This is a genomic window from Pseudomonas sp. SDO5522_S412, assembly GCF_054071215.1.
Genome location: NZ_JBSVWQ010000044.1, coordinates 1 through 14594, shown reverse-complemented (window position 1 = coordinate 14594; position 14594 = coordinate 1). Strand labels below are relative to the sequence as shown.

The 14594-nt window shown below is 59.4% G+C and carries 14 protein-coding genes; 7 read left to right on the top strand and 7 right to left on the bottom strand.

Annotated elements, in window-relative coordinates; translation table 11 throughout:
• Positions 1–4: 4 nt before the first annotated feature.
• Positions 5–1168 (bottom strand): GGDEF domain-containing protein, encoded by a 1164-nt coding sequence (locus tag ACW9I6_RS12555; protein ID WP_008436297.1) that lies wholly within the window; start codon positions 1166–1168, stop codon positions 5–7.
• A 70-nt stretch (positions 1169–1238) separates the two neighbouring features.
• A complete protein-coding gene (locus ACW9I6_RS12550; RefSeq protein ID WP_457339375.1) occupies positions 1239–1859 on the bottom strand; it encodes a LysE family translocator in 621 nt (206 codons plus the stop codon).
• Positions 1860–2099: 240 nt separating this feature from the next.
• Here ACW9I6_RS12550 and ACW9I6_RS12545 point away from each other — a divergent pair, with 240 nt between their 5' ends.
• Positions 2100–2666: a hypothetical protein gene (locus ACW9I6_RS12545; protein WP_003215135.1), complete on the top strand. Its 567-nt coding sequence runs from the start codon at positions 2100–2102 to the stop codon at positions 2664–2666.
• Between the two features lie 176 nt (positions 2667–2842).
• Here the strand turns inward: ACW9I6_RS12545 and ACW9I6_RS12540 are convergent, their stop codons facing one another.
• Together ACW9I6_RS12540 and ACW9I6_RS12535 are read right to left on the bottom strand one after the other, a co-directional pair.
• A complete protein-coding gene (locus ACW9I6_RS12540; RefSeq protein WP_401193380.1) occupies positions 2843–3988 on the bottom strand; it encodes a serine hydrolase domain-containing protein in 1146 nt (381 codons plus the stop codon).
• Between the two features lie 71 nt (positions 3989–4059).
• Positions 4060–5127 carry a fatty acid desaturase gene (locus tag ACW9I6_RS12535; RefSeq protein ID WP_003215138.1) on the bottom strand — a complete coding sequence of 356 codons (1068 nt, stop codon included), beginning with the start codon at positions 5125–5127 and terminating at the stop codon, positions 4060–4062.
• Between the two features lie 315 nt (positions 5128–5442).
• On the opposite strand from ACW9I6_RS12535, the gene ACW9I6_RS12530 reads away from it, so the two are divergent.
• Positions 5443–6006 carry a recombinase family protein gene (locus tag ACW9I6_RS12530; protein ID WP_214498718.1) on the top strand — a complete coding sequence of 188 codons (564 nt, stop codon included), beginning with the start codon at positions 5443–5445 and terminating at the stop codon, positions 6004–6006.
• A gap of 159 nt (positions 6007–6165) precedes the next feature.
• On the opposite strand, the gene ACW9I6_RS12525 is transcribed toward ACW9I6_RS12530, so the two are convergent.
• Entirely contained in the window at positions 6166–6702 is a 537-nt protein-coding gene (locus ACW9I6_RS12525; RefSeq protein WP_008436317.1) for a P-loop NTPase family protein, read from the bottom strand.
• Positions 6703–6823: 121 nt separating this feature from the next.
• On the opposite strand from ACW9I6_RS12525, the gene ACW9I6_RS12520 reads away from it, so the two are divergent.
• On the top strand, positions 6824–7192 hold the full coding sequence (locus ACW9I6_RS12520) for a hypothetical protein (RefSeq protein ID WP_178902908.1): 369 nt from the start codon (positions 6824–6826) through the stop codon (positions 7190–7192).
• A 16-nt stretch (positions 7193–7208) separates the two neighbouring features.
• On the opposite strand, the gene ACW9I6_RS12515 is transcribed toward ACW9I6_RS12520, so the two are convergent.
• Positions 7209–8090, bottom strand: coding sequence for a LysR family transcriptional regulator (locus tag ACW9I6_RS12515; RefSeq protein ID WP_457339374.1), 882 nt, complete (start codon positions 8088–8090; stop codon positions 7209–7211).
• Between the two features lie 122 nt (positions 8091–8212).
• Between ACW9I6_RS12515 and ACW9I6_RS12510 the strand changes: the two genes are divergently transcribed.
• Entirely contained in the window at positions 8213–9343 is a 1131-nt protein-coding gene (locus ACW9I6_RS12510) for an epoxide hydrolase family protein (RefSeq protein ID WP_177022600.1), read from the top strand.
• Here the strand turns inward: ACW9I6_RS12510 and argC are convergent.
• Positions 9327–10259 (bottom strand): N-acetyl-gamma-glutamyl-phosphate reductase, encoded by a 933-nt coding sequence (argC, locus tag ACW9I6_RS12505; protein WP_457339373.1) that lies wholly within the window; start codon positions 10257–10259, stop codon positions 9327–9329. The two genes, ACW9I6_RS12510 and argC, sit on opposite strands and share 17 nt — an antisense overlap.
• 112 nt (positions 10260–10371) lie before the next feature.
• On the opposite strand from argC, the gene ACW9I6_RS12500 reads away from it, so the two are divergent.
• The 3 genes from ACW9I6_RS12500 to ACW9I6_RS12490 all read left to right on the top strand — a co-directional run bounded on the left by ACW9I6_RS12500 (position 10372) and on the right by ACW9I6_RS12490 (position 14476).
• Positions 10372–11256: a LysR family transcriptional regulator gene (locus tag ACW9I6_RS12500; RefSeq protein ID WP_457339372.1), complete on the top strand. Its 885-nt coding sequence runs from the start codon at positions 10372–10374 to the stop codon at positions 11254–11256.
• A gap of 128 nt (positions 11257–11384) precedes the next feature.
• Positions 11385–12179 carry an alpha/beta fold hydrolase gene (locus ACW9I6_RS12495; RefSeq protein ID WP_457339371.1) on the top strand — a complete coding sequence of 265 codons (795 nt, stop codon included), beginning with the start codon at positions 11385–11387 and terminating at the stop codon, positions 12177–12179.
• A 101-nt stretch (positions 12180–12280) separates the two neighbouring features.
• Positions 12281–14476, top strand: coding sequence for an OsmC domain/YcaO domain-containing protein (locus ACW9I6_RS12490; protein WP_087695051.1), 2196 nt, complete (start codon positions 12281–12283; stop codon positions 14474–14476).
• The last annotated feature ends 118 nt before the right edge of the window (positions 14477–14594 follow it).

Sequence of the window (14594 nt, the reverse complement as noted above, 5' to 3'; positions counted from 1 at the left end):
TGAGTCAATCGGCGCCCACCGCCGTCCGGTCCACCAGACGAATACGGTTGCGTCCACCACGCTTGGATTCATACAGCGCCGCGTCGCCTTGTTCGATCAAGGCCGCGAGGCTGGCGGGTGGCGTGTCGAACAGGCTGGCGCCGATGCTCAATGTCACCGCTTCGGGCGTAGCGAACGCCTGCGAGGCAGCCTGATGAAACTGTTCGCGCAGGGCGCTGCCCAGCGCGACAATGCGCGCGTTCGAGGTGTCATTAAGCAGGATCACGAACTCGTCGCCACCCAACCGCGCCGCCAGCGAATCATCGGGCAACTGCGCGCGAATCATCTCGCTCAGGGCCACCAGCAACCGGTCGCCCGCGGTATGGCCGTACAGGTCGTTGATCAGCTTGAAATTGTCGATGTCGATCAACAGCAGGGCACCTGGCCGGGCCTGCGAGACCTCACTCAGCAGGCTCGGCGCGCGCATTTCAAGGGCGCGGCGGTTGTACAGCGCGGTCAACGGGTCGCGGGCGGCCAACCGTGCAATCTGTTCCTCACGGCGGTAGCGCTCGGTGCCGGTCATCGACAATGCAATCAGCATGATCGCCATGGCGCCTTCCACCAGCGACACCTGAATGATCTCGCCACGAAACGCCGTCAGGTCGATCAGTGTCCCCGGCACGATCGCCACCAGCGACTTGGCCAGATAGAACAGCCCGTGGGCCAGCAGCACATAGCGCAGTTGCACCGCGCCCACGCTGAGTGAACGGCCATGGGGGCGCAACAGGAAACTGGCCCGCAGGGTCGGCAGGGCAACCAGCAGCGAGTTGGCCAGCAGCATGGCCCTGGACCACGACTGTCCTTCCGGCAACAGCAGCATGGCAAACCAGGCCACGAACATCAGGTACCAGGCGCGAGACAGGCGCACCTGGGTGAAACGCGCAACGCCCAGCAGGAACAGCCAGTGGGCGGTGATCAGCAACCCGTTGGCGAACCAGATGCCGATCAACAGCAGGCCGCTGGCCCGCAACAGCGCCAGGGTGCTGCCCACGCTGATGATGGCGAAACCGGCGGTCCAGTACAGCAGCGATGGCTCGCGGACATTGCGCCACTCGACGGCCAGGTACAGCGCGGCGGCGCCTGCCAGTGCGATGGTGAGGACCAGTATGGTGATGGGGTCGAGCGCCATGGGCGAACTGGCCTGCCTGAGTTGCGGTGAGACGGCGATTGTAAGCGTTTTCGCCGGTTTTTCGCAGTGCTCAGGCCCTGCGCGCCATCAGCAATACCGTCGCGGCGGCCGACAACAACCCCGCACAGCAGCGGTTGAAAATCCGCTTGCCCCGAGGCTGCGCGAACCAGCGGCGCATATGCAAACCCATATAGGCGTAGGCGCTGATGGCGAACCATTCCAGCGCCAGGAACATCGCTCCCAGCAGGGCGAATTGCGGCGTGATCGGACGTGCCGGGTCGACGAATTGCGGCAGGAAGGCGGTAAATATCAAGATTGCCTTGGGATTGCCGGCGGCCACCAGGAACTCCTGTCGCGCCAAGGCCCACAAGCCCGCCTTGGGCGCCGTCGACTCAGCCTCCGCGTGCGGATTGGACCGCCACAGTTGGTACGCCAGATAAAATAGATACGCCGCCCCCACGATCTTGATCCCGTAGAACAGCAACTCCGAGGTTTGCAGCACCACCGCCAGCCCGGCGGACGCGAGGGCGATCATCCCGGCAAAGGCCAGCAGTCGCCCGACGCCTGCCAGGCACGAAGTGCGGTAGCCGTAGCGGGTGGAGTTGCTCACGGACAGCAGGTTGTTCGGGCCTGGCGCCATGTTCAGGGCGAAGCAGGCCGGGAGGAAGAGGGTGAGGGTGGCGAGGTCCATGGGGGGCTCCGGCGGGCGCTGGCAGGTAAGGCCACGAGGATAAGGGATGTGAGGCGGTTGAACAATTTGCGCTAATGGGTAGAACCGATGGCGCTCTGGCCATGTCTGTGAGTCGTGGGTAAATAGATCGGTCACCATGACGCTCATTCGTTAATATGCCCGGCATGCCAATCGGGTAAAGGAAGTTGGCGTGAAGCACGAAGCGCTTTTCCCGGGAATTAAAAATAGAGTAGGCAGGGAATGGAATATCCTTCATTTGAAAACAAATCAAAGAAAAGAACCTTGTTGTTGGTGGTGTGTCTGTTATTTGGAGCATGGATTGCTTATACGCTCTGGGCCGGTCGCATTGTAATGCGAACGGTTTTAATGCCATCGATTCCCGAGTGGACGACCTATATAGTCATTGGTTGTCTGGTTGGACTCTTTTTTGCTGCAAGGGCCACCTACTATCGTCCGGCTGTAAGAAACCCGAACCGTGTTGGAGAATCTTTTTTTGGTGGTTTTTGCCTGGGTCTGATTTTGTCCTTGCACAGTTATGACGTCGTTACGTACCTGTTGCCCGGCGACATTGTTCAGTATGCGTCACCTTACGAGCTGGTGACTCCGGGGCCCTACGTTGGAAAGTTCAGTCGTTGTGAGGCGGGTCTGCGGATTAAGGATTTAAAGACTGAGCGCTGGGTTGCGCTTTGTACCACTCAGTCGGAATTCAACGATCAAAGAAAGACAGGCATGAATGCAGTGTGGGTGACTGCTCATTCAAACGAGATAGGTTCTTATATCGAGGCGTATGAATTTATTTATAAATAAATCATGTCGTCGTTGTACCAGCCTTCGTTCATAAGCCAATGACTCATTGTTGGCCGGGAGGGGAAGGTTTCGGTTTGCCATCAGCCACTTGTGTCTTGCCACAAACTTGCTGCGTTGCATTCGGCAGTATTGCGCCCCCTTGAAAGCCTCAGATGAACAGATCCGCCCCTTGCCTCTCAAAGCGCCGCATAGACAAGGGATGAAAGTCGGCGTGGGCGTGGATCAATCATCGAATGGCTGCCCGAAGTCGTGGTGACAAAACCGAAGCTCACTTGTTTTTCGGGATCAGCGAAACTGATCGGGCCACCAAGCCCGATATGGCCAAAGGTGTTCGGGCCCATTGCATGGGAAGCCGTCGGGTCGCGTTGCTGCTCGAGCATGCAACCCAATCCATAACGCATGGGGCGCATCCATACTCGATCCATGCCATGACTGTGCTCACGGCTGAATTCAGTAAGCAGCTCGGGACCGATAAAGTTTCCTGCCATCAATGCACTGTAGAAACCGGCCAGGCCGTGAGCCGAACCGTGTCCACACACGGCGGGTTGCCGGTAGGCCCACCAGCGAGGGTCACTGGTTCGTCTGGGCACCATTCCGGGGTTGGTGAAGGCGAGCGTCGCGATATGCGACGGCTCGTTTTTCACCACGGTTCGCAACGCCTGCGAGTAAGGGTCACCGACTCGTCCCGTGGCACTGTCGAAACGCGCGATACGGTGAAAGTGTTCTTCGTTCACGCCAAGGTGCACGTCCAACTCATGGGGATCGAGAATCTCTTCGTGGATAAACACACAGGGATCTCGTCCGTCCACCCGGCGAATCAACTCGCCGAGGATCCAGCCAAACGTGGTGGTGCCGTAGCCCAGATCTGTTCCCGGTTCCCACCACAGCGGCTCGGCCTCCAGCAGTCGCAGCATGTGCTCCCAGTCATACATCATGGGGTTGTGGTCGGGCCCCCGCAGCGCCGGCATGCCTGCGGTATGGTTCATCACCTGGCGCAGGGTGACCTTTGCTTTCCCGCTCCGGGCGAACTCGGGCCAGTAACGGGCCACGGGTGCATCCAGCTCCAGCTTGCCCGCCTCAACCAACATCAGGACGGCCACCGCGACATAGGGTTTTATTACGCAGAAGGTATTGGCCAGCGTATCGCGGGTCCAGGGTTTCGTGCCCGCCTGGTCTGCCATGCCGGCCCACAGGTCGACAACGATCTCTGCGCCTACCTGCACGCACAGGCCGGCCCCACGTTCCTGCGGATCATCGAACATGTCCTCGAAGGCCTGCTTGACCGCTTCAAACTGCTTCGCACATATCCCTTGCGCTTTCATACCTCAACGTCCTCGTATTTGAAGTGCGGCCCTTGATACTTGCCGAACACCGATAATGGTTGTGGAGGAATTCACCCACGAGACCGAGTTTGGGAGTGCTCCATGGAAAAGCGATTGGCTCGTTTGTAGGTGCCGAAGTCATTGAACCTGACACCGGCCTGGGCCATGACTTTATGAGCATAAGGTGCCGTCATCTGACGCAGATAAAACGGGTCTCTCACCACGAAGTGATGGATGCTGTGAGTGCTGCCAAAGTTAAAACAGAACAACTGGAACGGCCACAGCCACCAAGGGTTCATTACCTGGGTTTGTTGTAATGCGTTACGCGGGGCAACATCGCCGTAATAGTGCATATTTGAACTTATAAAGAACAGGCAGAACTGCCGTATCATATTGGGCGCTATAAGAATAACCACTGCACTATTGACGATATCCATTAGTTCCAGCGTCGTAGCAGAGCTGTGAACCTCCATCCCGGTAATTGACCCAAGCCAGACATACAGGTGGTAGCCGAGGAACACATACCAGCACCCCCAATACAGAAGCCCGAATGGTGTATTGAGCCGAATGATCTTGCCTAACAATTTTACCTTTTGCCGCCATCCCGGGGCAAACACCGCATTTAGAAAACCAAATACAAACCCGTCCACCAGTTTCAGTAATCGCAGTATTCCCCAAGGACTGCCGCTCGTGGTAATCCAGGCTTCAACATCAGAATCAGTTCCGGACTCCTTGTGGTGATGAAAGTGCAGACTGCGTCTTAGCCACGGGCTGGGCATACCCGGGCGTGCCAGCCAGCAGAAGAGCATCATGGCATTATGGGCCAGCGGCTGTTTTCTAAAATAAAGGCGATGAATCAGGTCGTGTTCGATTTCATGAATGAACGAAGTCAGCAGCGCATTGACCAGAATACACATCCATGCGGGGATAAAACCCTTTAGATAGAGCCCTCCCGTAATGACCATCCCTATCAGGGAAAACGCCATGACACTCGCGCCCAGAGCATCCTGGTGCTGCAGGATCGGATAACGCTTTCGCAGGTAGTTCCCATGATCGGTAATACTGCGGGTTACCTTATCAATCTTTTCCTGATCGGTAGTTGGGCGATCAATTTCGATGGCGCCTTCCAAGACATTCATCCATTCATCCTCTGATTGCATCGAGAAATTAACAGCCGCGTCAAGCCGGTCATGTCAATTATTTGAGCTGTAAAACAGTAGATACTCATATGGGTTGCTTGAATTGCACGGGGCATTCAAGGAATACGAAATCGACTTTTTTGCGAAAAGCTTGTTAGAATTCCATGCTTCAAAATGATAAGGGAAGTTCAACTCTTTGCAACTGTGTATTTTGGGTGGGTTCAGTGTTACAAGTGCGGTGTAAGGAATTGATGATTTAGTTACAGTTTGTACAAGTATAAAATGACGCTGTACAAGTATTGCCAAGGAGGCACCATGAGATTGCATCGCATCAAATATGTCCGGCGCGCTCTAAAAGAGCCCGAGGGTGGCGTAGAGAAAATAACAAGCGACGATGTATTTGATGCCGTGTTTTGCGATGAGCCGGCAGACAATGCCGCGAATCCTGCAGGCCTGGAAAGGCTACTCCGCTACCTGCAGTGCGGGGATACCGTGGTGGTGGACAGCATGGCAGCGCTGACTTCAAGCACGGAGCAGCTGTGCGCCATCATTCGCCGGTTGATTGAAAAGCAGGTCACGTTGGAGTGTTTGAACGAAAACCTGGTTTTCCGGCATGACTGTCTTGAAGTCGTGGAGTCGATCATTGCGGTAATGGAGCTGATTGCAGAGTTCGAGCGCGCTGCGATGAGGGAAAGACAGGCGGCGGGAATTGCCAGTGCAAAGAATCGTGGGACTTATAGAGGTCGCAAGAAAAAACTGTCTGACAATCAGGTTGTAAACTTGATTGACCGGGCCGCTGCTGGAGAAAGTAAATCCAAGTTGGCGCGTGATTTTGAAATCAGTCGGCAGACGCTCTATCGGTACTTGAGATCCAGATAGGGGCTTCTTCGGGTCGCACGAGGGAGCGGCTGCCAACAAGATCCTACAGTTGAAAAAACCTGTCAGGACGGCATGGCCCGAAAGCGGTGGAAGTCTTGCCATCATTGATTTCTTCACTGGCAAGACGTCCCACTATTGCGGCCAACGCTCCTGCTCCCTCTATTCAAGGCAGCCTTCAGATGCTGCGGGCAAGCGCTCGAGAAACTCGGCGATCTGCTGGCCACCGCGCAAGTGCACCACGGGCACCGACGGGCCTGCCGCCAACCGCACCGCCTCGATACCTGGCCGGTGGCCGCGATCAAACGTCCACACGTACTTCAGGAATGTCAGGAACTCCCGGTCGAGTTTCTCGGTACAGCCGGCGGGAATATCCGGGCGCGGGCGGTTCAGCGCACTGCGCAGGATCACCCGGGTAAAGCAGGTGAGCCGTGGCGTGTCGAGCCAGATGATCAAATCGGCACGGGGCAGGCGCAGGTCGAACGTGCGCCGCGCATAGTTGCCTTCACACACCCAGCCATCGGCGGCAACGGCGTCGCGCACGCGGGTACGGAACTGCTCGGCGTCGGGCTCGACCCAGCCGGGCGACCAGAACAGGGTGTCCAGGTGCACCACGGGCAGGCCCAGGCGTTGTCCGAGGGCGCGGGCGAGGGTGGATTTTCCGCTGCCCGCATTACCGAGAATCACGATGCGTTGCATGAAGGGACGTCCTGTCGCGGGAAAGCTCGCAATTGTGCAGGTTTTACATGACCGACAAAAGCCATATGAGGTAGGTTGGGCGCCCCGGAATGAACCCTCTCGACCAAGGAAGCGCCTGTCAATGCCAAATGCCTTTTGCCAAATCAGCGAACGCCTGGACAACCGCCGGTTTATCGTCGCGGGCAACACCCATGGTGTGTCCGGTACAGGCACCGTGTTTCATTACCACGTCGATGAAAACGCCATCTGGGGCACCTACCAGGGCGGCCGGATTCGCATGGGCAATCAAGTCGGGCGCGCCACAGGCCCCGATACCATCGAGTTGCTGTACCAGTGCCTGACCACCGAGGGCGAGATTCTTGCCGGCTGGTCCCGGGGCACGGTAGGCGTGGACGCCGCCGGGCGTACCACCCTGGCCTTCGTCTGGGGCTGGTTGTCGGGCGCGACGGGAGGCGGGGAGTCGAGCTACGTCGAACTCGTTGCCGAGTAGTCATGGGATTTCGCGCCTACTGGAACCGCTCAACCAGGTAGTCGACAAAGCACCGGACCCGCGCCGGCGTGTGGGTACCGCCCAGGAACACGGCATGGATCTCTTCGCCATCGCCGGGATTGAATGCCTCCAGCAGCGGCACCAGCCGACCCGCCTGAATGGCGTCCGCCACGGTCTCGGCGCAGACCCGCGCGATGCCGATGCCCTCGGCCGCCAATTGGCCCTGGGTGTCACCGTTATTGGTTTCGACATGGCCCTTGATCGTCAGTGAATAGTCGTGGCCATCCTTGCGAAACGGCCAGGTGGGCGCCGCACGCTTGAAGTTGAAACCGATGCAGTCGTGATCCAGCAGGTCTTCCGGCACCTGCGGCGTGCCGCGTCGTGCCAGATAGCTCGGCGCAGCAATGATGACCTTGTGGGTGGCGCCCAGCCAGCGGGACGTCAGGCTGCTGTCGGGCAGCGGGCCCAATCGCACTGCGACGTCGGCTTGCCCGGCGGCGATGTCGACCACGGTGTCGGTCAGGTTGATGTCCACCAGGATGTCCGGGTAACGCTGAATGAACTCGCCCAACAACGGGATCACGAAGGTCCTGCCATACAGCAGCGAACTGCTGACCCGCAGGCGCCCGCGGGGTGAACTCTGGTCGGTAATCTGCTGTTCGGTTTCCCGCAGGTCCGTGAGGATCCGCCGGGCGCACGACAGGTAGGCGGCACCCTCCGGGGTCACGGTCAGTGAGCGCGTGGTTCGCAGCAACAGGCGTACGCCCAGCCGGGCCTCCATGCGGTCCAGCACCCGCGCGATGGAGGAGGGCGCAAGGTTCAAGCGACGCGCGGCCGCCGAGAAACTCGCGGTTTCGGCCACGAGGGTAAAGATTTCCAGTTCGTCCGTTATGTCCACGGGAAACTCACTTGTGCGTTTTTCGCAAAGGCCTTGAGCGGCGTAATGGGGTTCACATCGGTTTTTGTCGGGTTCAGTATTGCGTAAAGCAATGTAATACGGAAACTCACCAGGAGAATCCCATGATCTTGCCCTACACCATCAATGTCCCCGACGAACGTCTTGTGGCCATCCGCGACAAAGTCGCCGCCTACGATTGGACCCGGCTTCCCGATTTGGGAGGGTGGAAGTCGGGCGTTGGCGTGCGCGACCTTCAGCGCCTGGTCGCTTACTGGCTGGAATCCTATGATTGGCGCCGGGTCGAAAAACACCTCAACCAACTGCCCAACTTCATCACCGAGATTGAGGGCGAGCACCTGCACTTCGTCCATGTGCGGGGCGACGGTTCCAGGCCGCCGATCCTGCTGCTCCATGGCTGGCCAGGTTCGTACCTGGAATTCGAGGCGCTGCTGGAACCGCTGGCGGCTGACGGACACGATGTGATCGTGCCGTCGCTTCCGGGGTTTGCATTCTCCAGGCCGATCACCGGAGTGATTGGCCCACGTCGGGCGGGCGAACTCATGCATGGGCTGATGGCCCGGCTGTTCGGGCCAACCCGCTTCATCGTTCAGGGCGGTGACTGGGGTTCGGGCATCGCCGGTTGGATGGCCCACGATCGGCCCGAGGCGTTACTGGGGATTCACCTGAACATGGCCGACCTGCTGGCCCAGGGCACCGTTGCGACCACGCCGGAGGAGGAGGCTTTCGTCGCCCGGCGTGACGTGCTGATCGACTGGGAAACCGGCTACAACCACCAGCAGGAAACCCGCCCGCAGACCCTGGGTGTCGCGCTGGCCGACAGCCCGGTGGGGGCCGCGGGATGGATCCTCGAAAAAATCGGCACATGGGCCGATCTGCCCACTACCGCCGATGGCAGCCCGGATCTCTGGGGCACCTTTACCGAGGAGCAACTGCTGACCAACATCATGTTGTATCTCGCGCCATCTTCCATGGTCACCGCGACGTGGATGTATCACGGCAAGCGCCTTGAGGGGTCATCAAAATTCCCGGCCGGCACCCGCATCCAGGTGCCGACCGGATTTGCCGCCTTTCGTGACCCGGTGTTCGTGCCGCCGCCGCGCTCATTTGCCGAAAAGACCTTCAACATCGTGCACTGGAGCGAGATGCCCGCCGGCGGTCACTTCGCGGCCTGGGAGCAGCCGGCGTTGATGCTGGCGGACCTGCGCGCCTTTATCGCTACGGTCTCGGCTTGATCATCAAGTCCAGGTTTTGCACGGCGGCACCTGCGGCGCCCTTGCCGAGGTTGTCGAATATCGCCGCCAGCAGGACCTGGCCCGTCTCGTGGTTCTCACACACGATCAAACGCACATCGTCCGTGCCGTTCAGCGCTTGAGGGTCGAGGTAGGTCAACTCCCTCGCAGCCTGCATCGACAGCACCTGTACGTGACGGGTGTCGCGGTAGTGCTGCGACAGGCAGGCATGCAACCGCGCGGCGTCCACGCCCGGGGCCAACAGCCGCAGTTGCAGCGGGATGGTTAGCACGATGCCCTGGCGGAACGCCCCGTAGGCCGGCACAAACAGCGGCGGCTGCGTCAGCCCGCTTTGCTGCTGAATCTCCGGCACATGCTTGTGTGCCAGTCCCAGCCCATACACCAGGAACGCGGGCGCCTGTGAGGCGTCGGCGCCCTCATGCTCCTGCACCCCGGCGCGGCCCTTGCCGGAATAGCCCGAGACGGCATGAATGGTCGTCGGGTAGTCCCCGGGCAGCAGCCCGGCCTCAAGCAACGGGCGCAACAAACCAATCGCACCGGTGGGATAGCAACCGGGATTGCTCACCCGCTGCGCCGTGGCAATGCGTTGCGCCTGTTGCGGGTTCATCTCGGCGAAACCGTAGGTCCAGTCGGGATGAGTGCGGTGTGCCGAACTCGCGTCGATCACCCGCACGGCCGGATTGTGGATGCTGGCGACGGCGTCCCGTGCGGCGTCGTCAGGCAGGCAGAGAATCGCGATATCGCAGGCGTTGATCATCTCGGCGCGCTGCTGCGGGTCCTTGCGGTGTTCAGCGCTGAGGGTGATCAGTTGCAGATCGGTGCGGTCGCGCAGGCGTTGATGGATCTGTAGCCCGGTGGTGCCTTGGTCGCCGTCGATGAATACAAGAGGATTTGCCATGGGATGCACTCGGATAGGAAATCAGGTGTTCCAATCTTCGGCCAGCCGCTAGGATAGGAAAAGTTGAATTTCCAAACGATGAAGTTCAGTTTTTATGAACGAGGATTGACCCATGCGCGAAATCAGCCTGGACCGCCTGCGTACGTTGGTGGCAATTGCCGACCTCGGTTCGTTCGCCGAGGCCGCCCGCATGCTCAATCTGGCGCCACCCACCGTCAGCCTGCATATCGCCGACCTGGAGGCGCGAGTGGGCGGCAAGCTGCTATCGCGTACCCGTGGGCGGGTGCAGCCTTCAGCGATTGGCGAAACCCTGGTGGAGCGCGCGCGCCGCTTGTTGGCGGATGCCGAGCAGGCGCTTGAAGACGTGGAGCGACAGGTGCAGGGGCTGGCGGGGCGGGTGCGTCTGGGAGCCTCAACCGGAGCCATCGCACAGTTGCTGCCGCAAGCCCTGGAAACCTTGAGCCAACATCATCCCGCCATTGATGTGCAGGTGGCGGTGCTCACGTCGCAGGACACATTGAAGAAGCTGGCCGAGGGCGCCCTGGAGATCGGCCTGGTGGCGCTGCCCCAGGCACCGGTGAAGGGCTTGCGGATCGAGCCCTGGCGGCGCGACCCGGTCATGGCATTTTTGCCGGCGCGCCGGGAATGCCCCGAAGTGATAACACCCGCCTGGCTGGCTGCCCAGCCGTTAATCCTGAATGACAACACCACCCGGCTTTCGCGCCTGACCTCGGAGTGGTTTGCCAATGACGGCTACCAGCCGACGGCGCGTATTCAGCTGAATTACAACGACGCAATCAAAAGCCTGGTGGCCGCCGGTTACGGGGCCACGTTGTTGCCCCATGAAGCGTCCACGTCCTTGCACGACACCCGGATTGCGATGCGGCCGTTGCAACCGTTGCTGTGGCGGCAACTGGGGATCGCCCATCGCGCCGGGGAGGTTGAGCGGCCTACGCAACATGTGTTGGACGTGTTGTGGGGATTGAGTGCGGGGTAGGGCGTTATGGAACGACTCATACGATCAGCCTATGAATACCTTCCCGAATCAGGAATTTACAGAAACCTGAATACCGTTGAAATTAACGGCTTTTGAGCCGCCAATCGGTTTTTCAGGGAGTCTTCACCATGCCATTCACCCACACAAAACTCCCCATCGTCGTCGCCGATGTGCCGTTGAACATCGCCGCGATCCACCGCGCGGGTACCCTGGCGCCAATCGTGTTCCTGCATGGCTTTGGCTCGACCAAGGAAGACTACGCCGACATCGTCCAGCAACCTGCCTTCGACGGTCATCCATTTTTGGCTTATGACGCCCCGGGTTGCGGTGAGAGCCATTGCGATGACCTGTCGAAGATCTCCATCCCGTTCCTGCTGCAAACCGCCTTGCAGGTGCTCGAGCATTTCAACATCGAGCGCTTCCATCTGGTAGGCCACTCCATGGGCGGGCTTACCGCGCTGATGTTGGCGCACCAGTTCCCGGGCCGGGTGCTGAGCTTTGTTGATATCGAAGGCAATATCGCCCCGGAAGACTGCTTTCTCAGCCGGCAGATCGTCGACTACCCGGCGGACGATCCCGAGGCGTTTTTCAGCGCCTTTATCGAGCGCACCCGGCAGGCACCGGCCTACGCCAGCGCGCTGTATTCGGCGAGCCTGCGGCACAAGGTGCGTGCCGGGGCGGTGCGGGGGATCTTCCAGTCGATGGTCGAACTGTCGGATAACGCCGACTTGATGGGCAAGTTCCTCGGCCTGGAATGCCCGCGCATGTTCATGTACGGCGAGCAGAATGCCCATTTGTCGTACCTGGCGCATATCCAGGCGCAAGGCGTGCGGTTGGCGCCGATTGCCCGGTGCGGGCACTTCCCGATGTACTCCAACCCGATCGCGATGTGGCAGCAGATTGCGGACTTTCAACACGGCTGATACCCATCGCCAACGATCGGCCAGGCCCGAAAGCACAAGACTTACGCCTCGAAACCCGGATAATGGCGGCCATATTTTGCTCGCTATTCTGGTAATCCCGCATGGAAATCAAGGTCAATTTTCTCGACAACCTTCGACTTGAAGCCAAGTTCGACGACTTCACCGTGGTGGCCGACCAGCCTATTCGCTACAAGGGCGATGGCTCGGCCCCCGGTCCGTTCGATTACTTCCTGGCGTCGTCGGCGTTGTGTGCGGCTTACTTTGTGAAGTTGTACTGCGAAACCCGCAACATCCCTACCGACAATATTCGCCTGTCCCAGAACAACATTGTCGACCCGGAAAACCGCTACAACCAGATCTTCAAGATCCAGGTCGAGTTGCCGGCGGACATCTCCGATAAAGACCGCCAGGGCATCCTGCGTTCCATCGACCGCTGCACCGTGAAAAAAGTCGTGCAGGCCGGGCCGGAGTTTGTCATCGAGGAAGTGGAAAACCTGGATGCCGATGCCCAGGCATTGCTGATGCCGAGCGCGGCGTCCGACGCGGGCACCTACATCGCGGGCAAGGACCTGCCGCTGGAAACAACCATCGCCAACATGTCGGCCATTCTCGCGGGCCTGGGCATGAAGATAGAGATCGCTTCGTGGCGCAATATCGTGCCCAACGTGTGGTCGCTGCATATCCGCGATGCGCACTCGCCGATGTGCTTTACCAACGGCAAGGGCGCGACCAAGGAAGGCGCATTGGCGTCGGCATTGGGCGAGTTTATCGAGCGGCTGAACTGCAACTTCTTCTACAACGACCAGTTCTGGGGTGAAGACATCGCCAACGCGGCGTTTGTGCATTACCCGGACGAGCGCTGGTTCAAGCCGGGCCGCAAGGACGAACTGCCACCGGAGATACTCGACGCGCATTGCCTGCACATCTACAATCGTGACGGCGAGCTGCGCGGCTCACACCTCTACGACACCAACTCCGGCAACGAAGAACGCGGCATTGTTTCGCTGCCTTTCGTGCGCCAGTCCGATGGCGAGGTGGTGTATTTCCCGTCCAACCTGATCGAAAACCTGTACCTCAGCAACGGCATGAGTGCCGGTAACACCCTGGCTGAAGCGCAGGTGCAGTGCCTGTCGGAAATCTTCGAACGCGCGGTAAAACGCGAAATCATCGAAGGTGAATTCGCGCTGCCGGATGTACCGCAGGAAGTGCTGGCGAAATTCCCCGGTATCCTGGCCGGTATCCAGGGCCTGGAAGCCCAGGGCTTTCCGGTACTGGTGAAGGATGCGTCCTTGGGCGGTGAATTCCCGGTGATGTGCGTGACGTTGATGAACCCACGCACCGGCGGCGTATTCGCCTCGTTCGGCGCGCACCCAAGCCTGGAAGTGGCGTTGGAACGCAGCCTCACCGAACTGCTGCAAGGCCGCAGCTTTGAAGGCCTGAACGATCTGCCGCAGCCGACGTTTGAAGGCCATGCGGTGACCGAACCGAACAACTTTGTCGAGCACTTCATCGACTCCAGCGGCGTGGTGTCGTGGCGCTTCTTCAGCTCGAAGTCGGATTACGAGTTCGTCGAATGGGACTTCTCCGGCCAGGGTGAAAACTCCAATGCCGAGGAAGCCGCCACGTTGTTCGGCATCCTCGAAGGCATGGGCAAGGAAGTCTACATGGCGGTGTACGAGCACATCGGCGCGACCGCCTGCCGCATCCTGGTGCCCGACTATTCGGAGATCTACCCGATCGACGACCTGATCTGGGACAACACCAACAAGGCGCTGTTTTTCCGCGAGGACATCCTGAACCTGCATCGCCTCGACGAAGCGGAATTGAAGGGGTTGGTTGAGCGTCTGGTGGAAAGCGAGCTGGACGACTACACCGACATCACCACCTTGATCGGCATCGAGTTCGATGACAATACGGCGTGGGGTCAACTGACCATCCTGGAATTGAAGCTGCTGATTTATCTGGCCCTGCAGCAGTTCGAAGAAGCCAAGGAACTGGTGGAGATGTTCCAGCAGTACAACGACAACACCGTCGAGCGCGGCTTGTTCTATCAGGCTGTGAATGCGGTGCTGGAGATGGAGTTGGACGAAGACCTGGAACTGGCGGACTACGAAGTGAATTTCCGCCGGATGTTTGGCAACGAGCGGATGGACGCGGCGATTGGGTCGGTGAATGGCAGTGTGCGGTTCTATGGTTTGACGCCGACGAGCATGAAGCTGGAAGGGCTGGACCGGCACCTGCGGTTGATCGACAGCTACAAGAAGCTGCACGCGGCGCGGGCCAATACGGCCAATTAAAAGCTGACACCGTACCTGTGGTGAGAGGGCTTGTTGTGGCGAGGGGGCTTGTCCCCCGTTGGACTGCGTAGCAGTCCCTCTTTTTTGGGGCCGCTGCGCAGCCCAACGGGGGACAAGC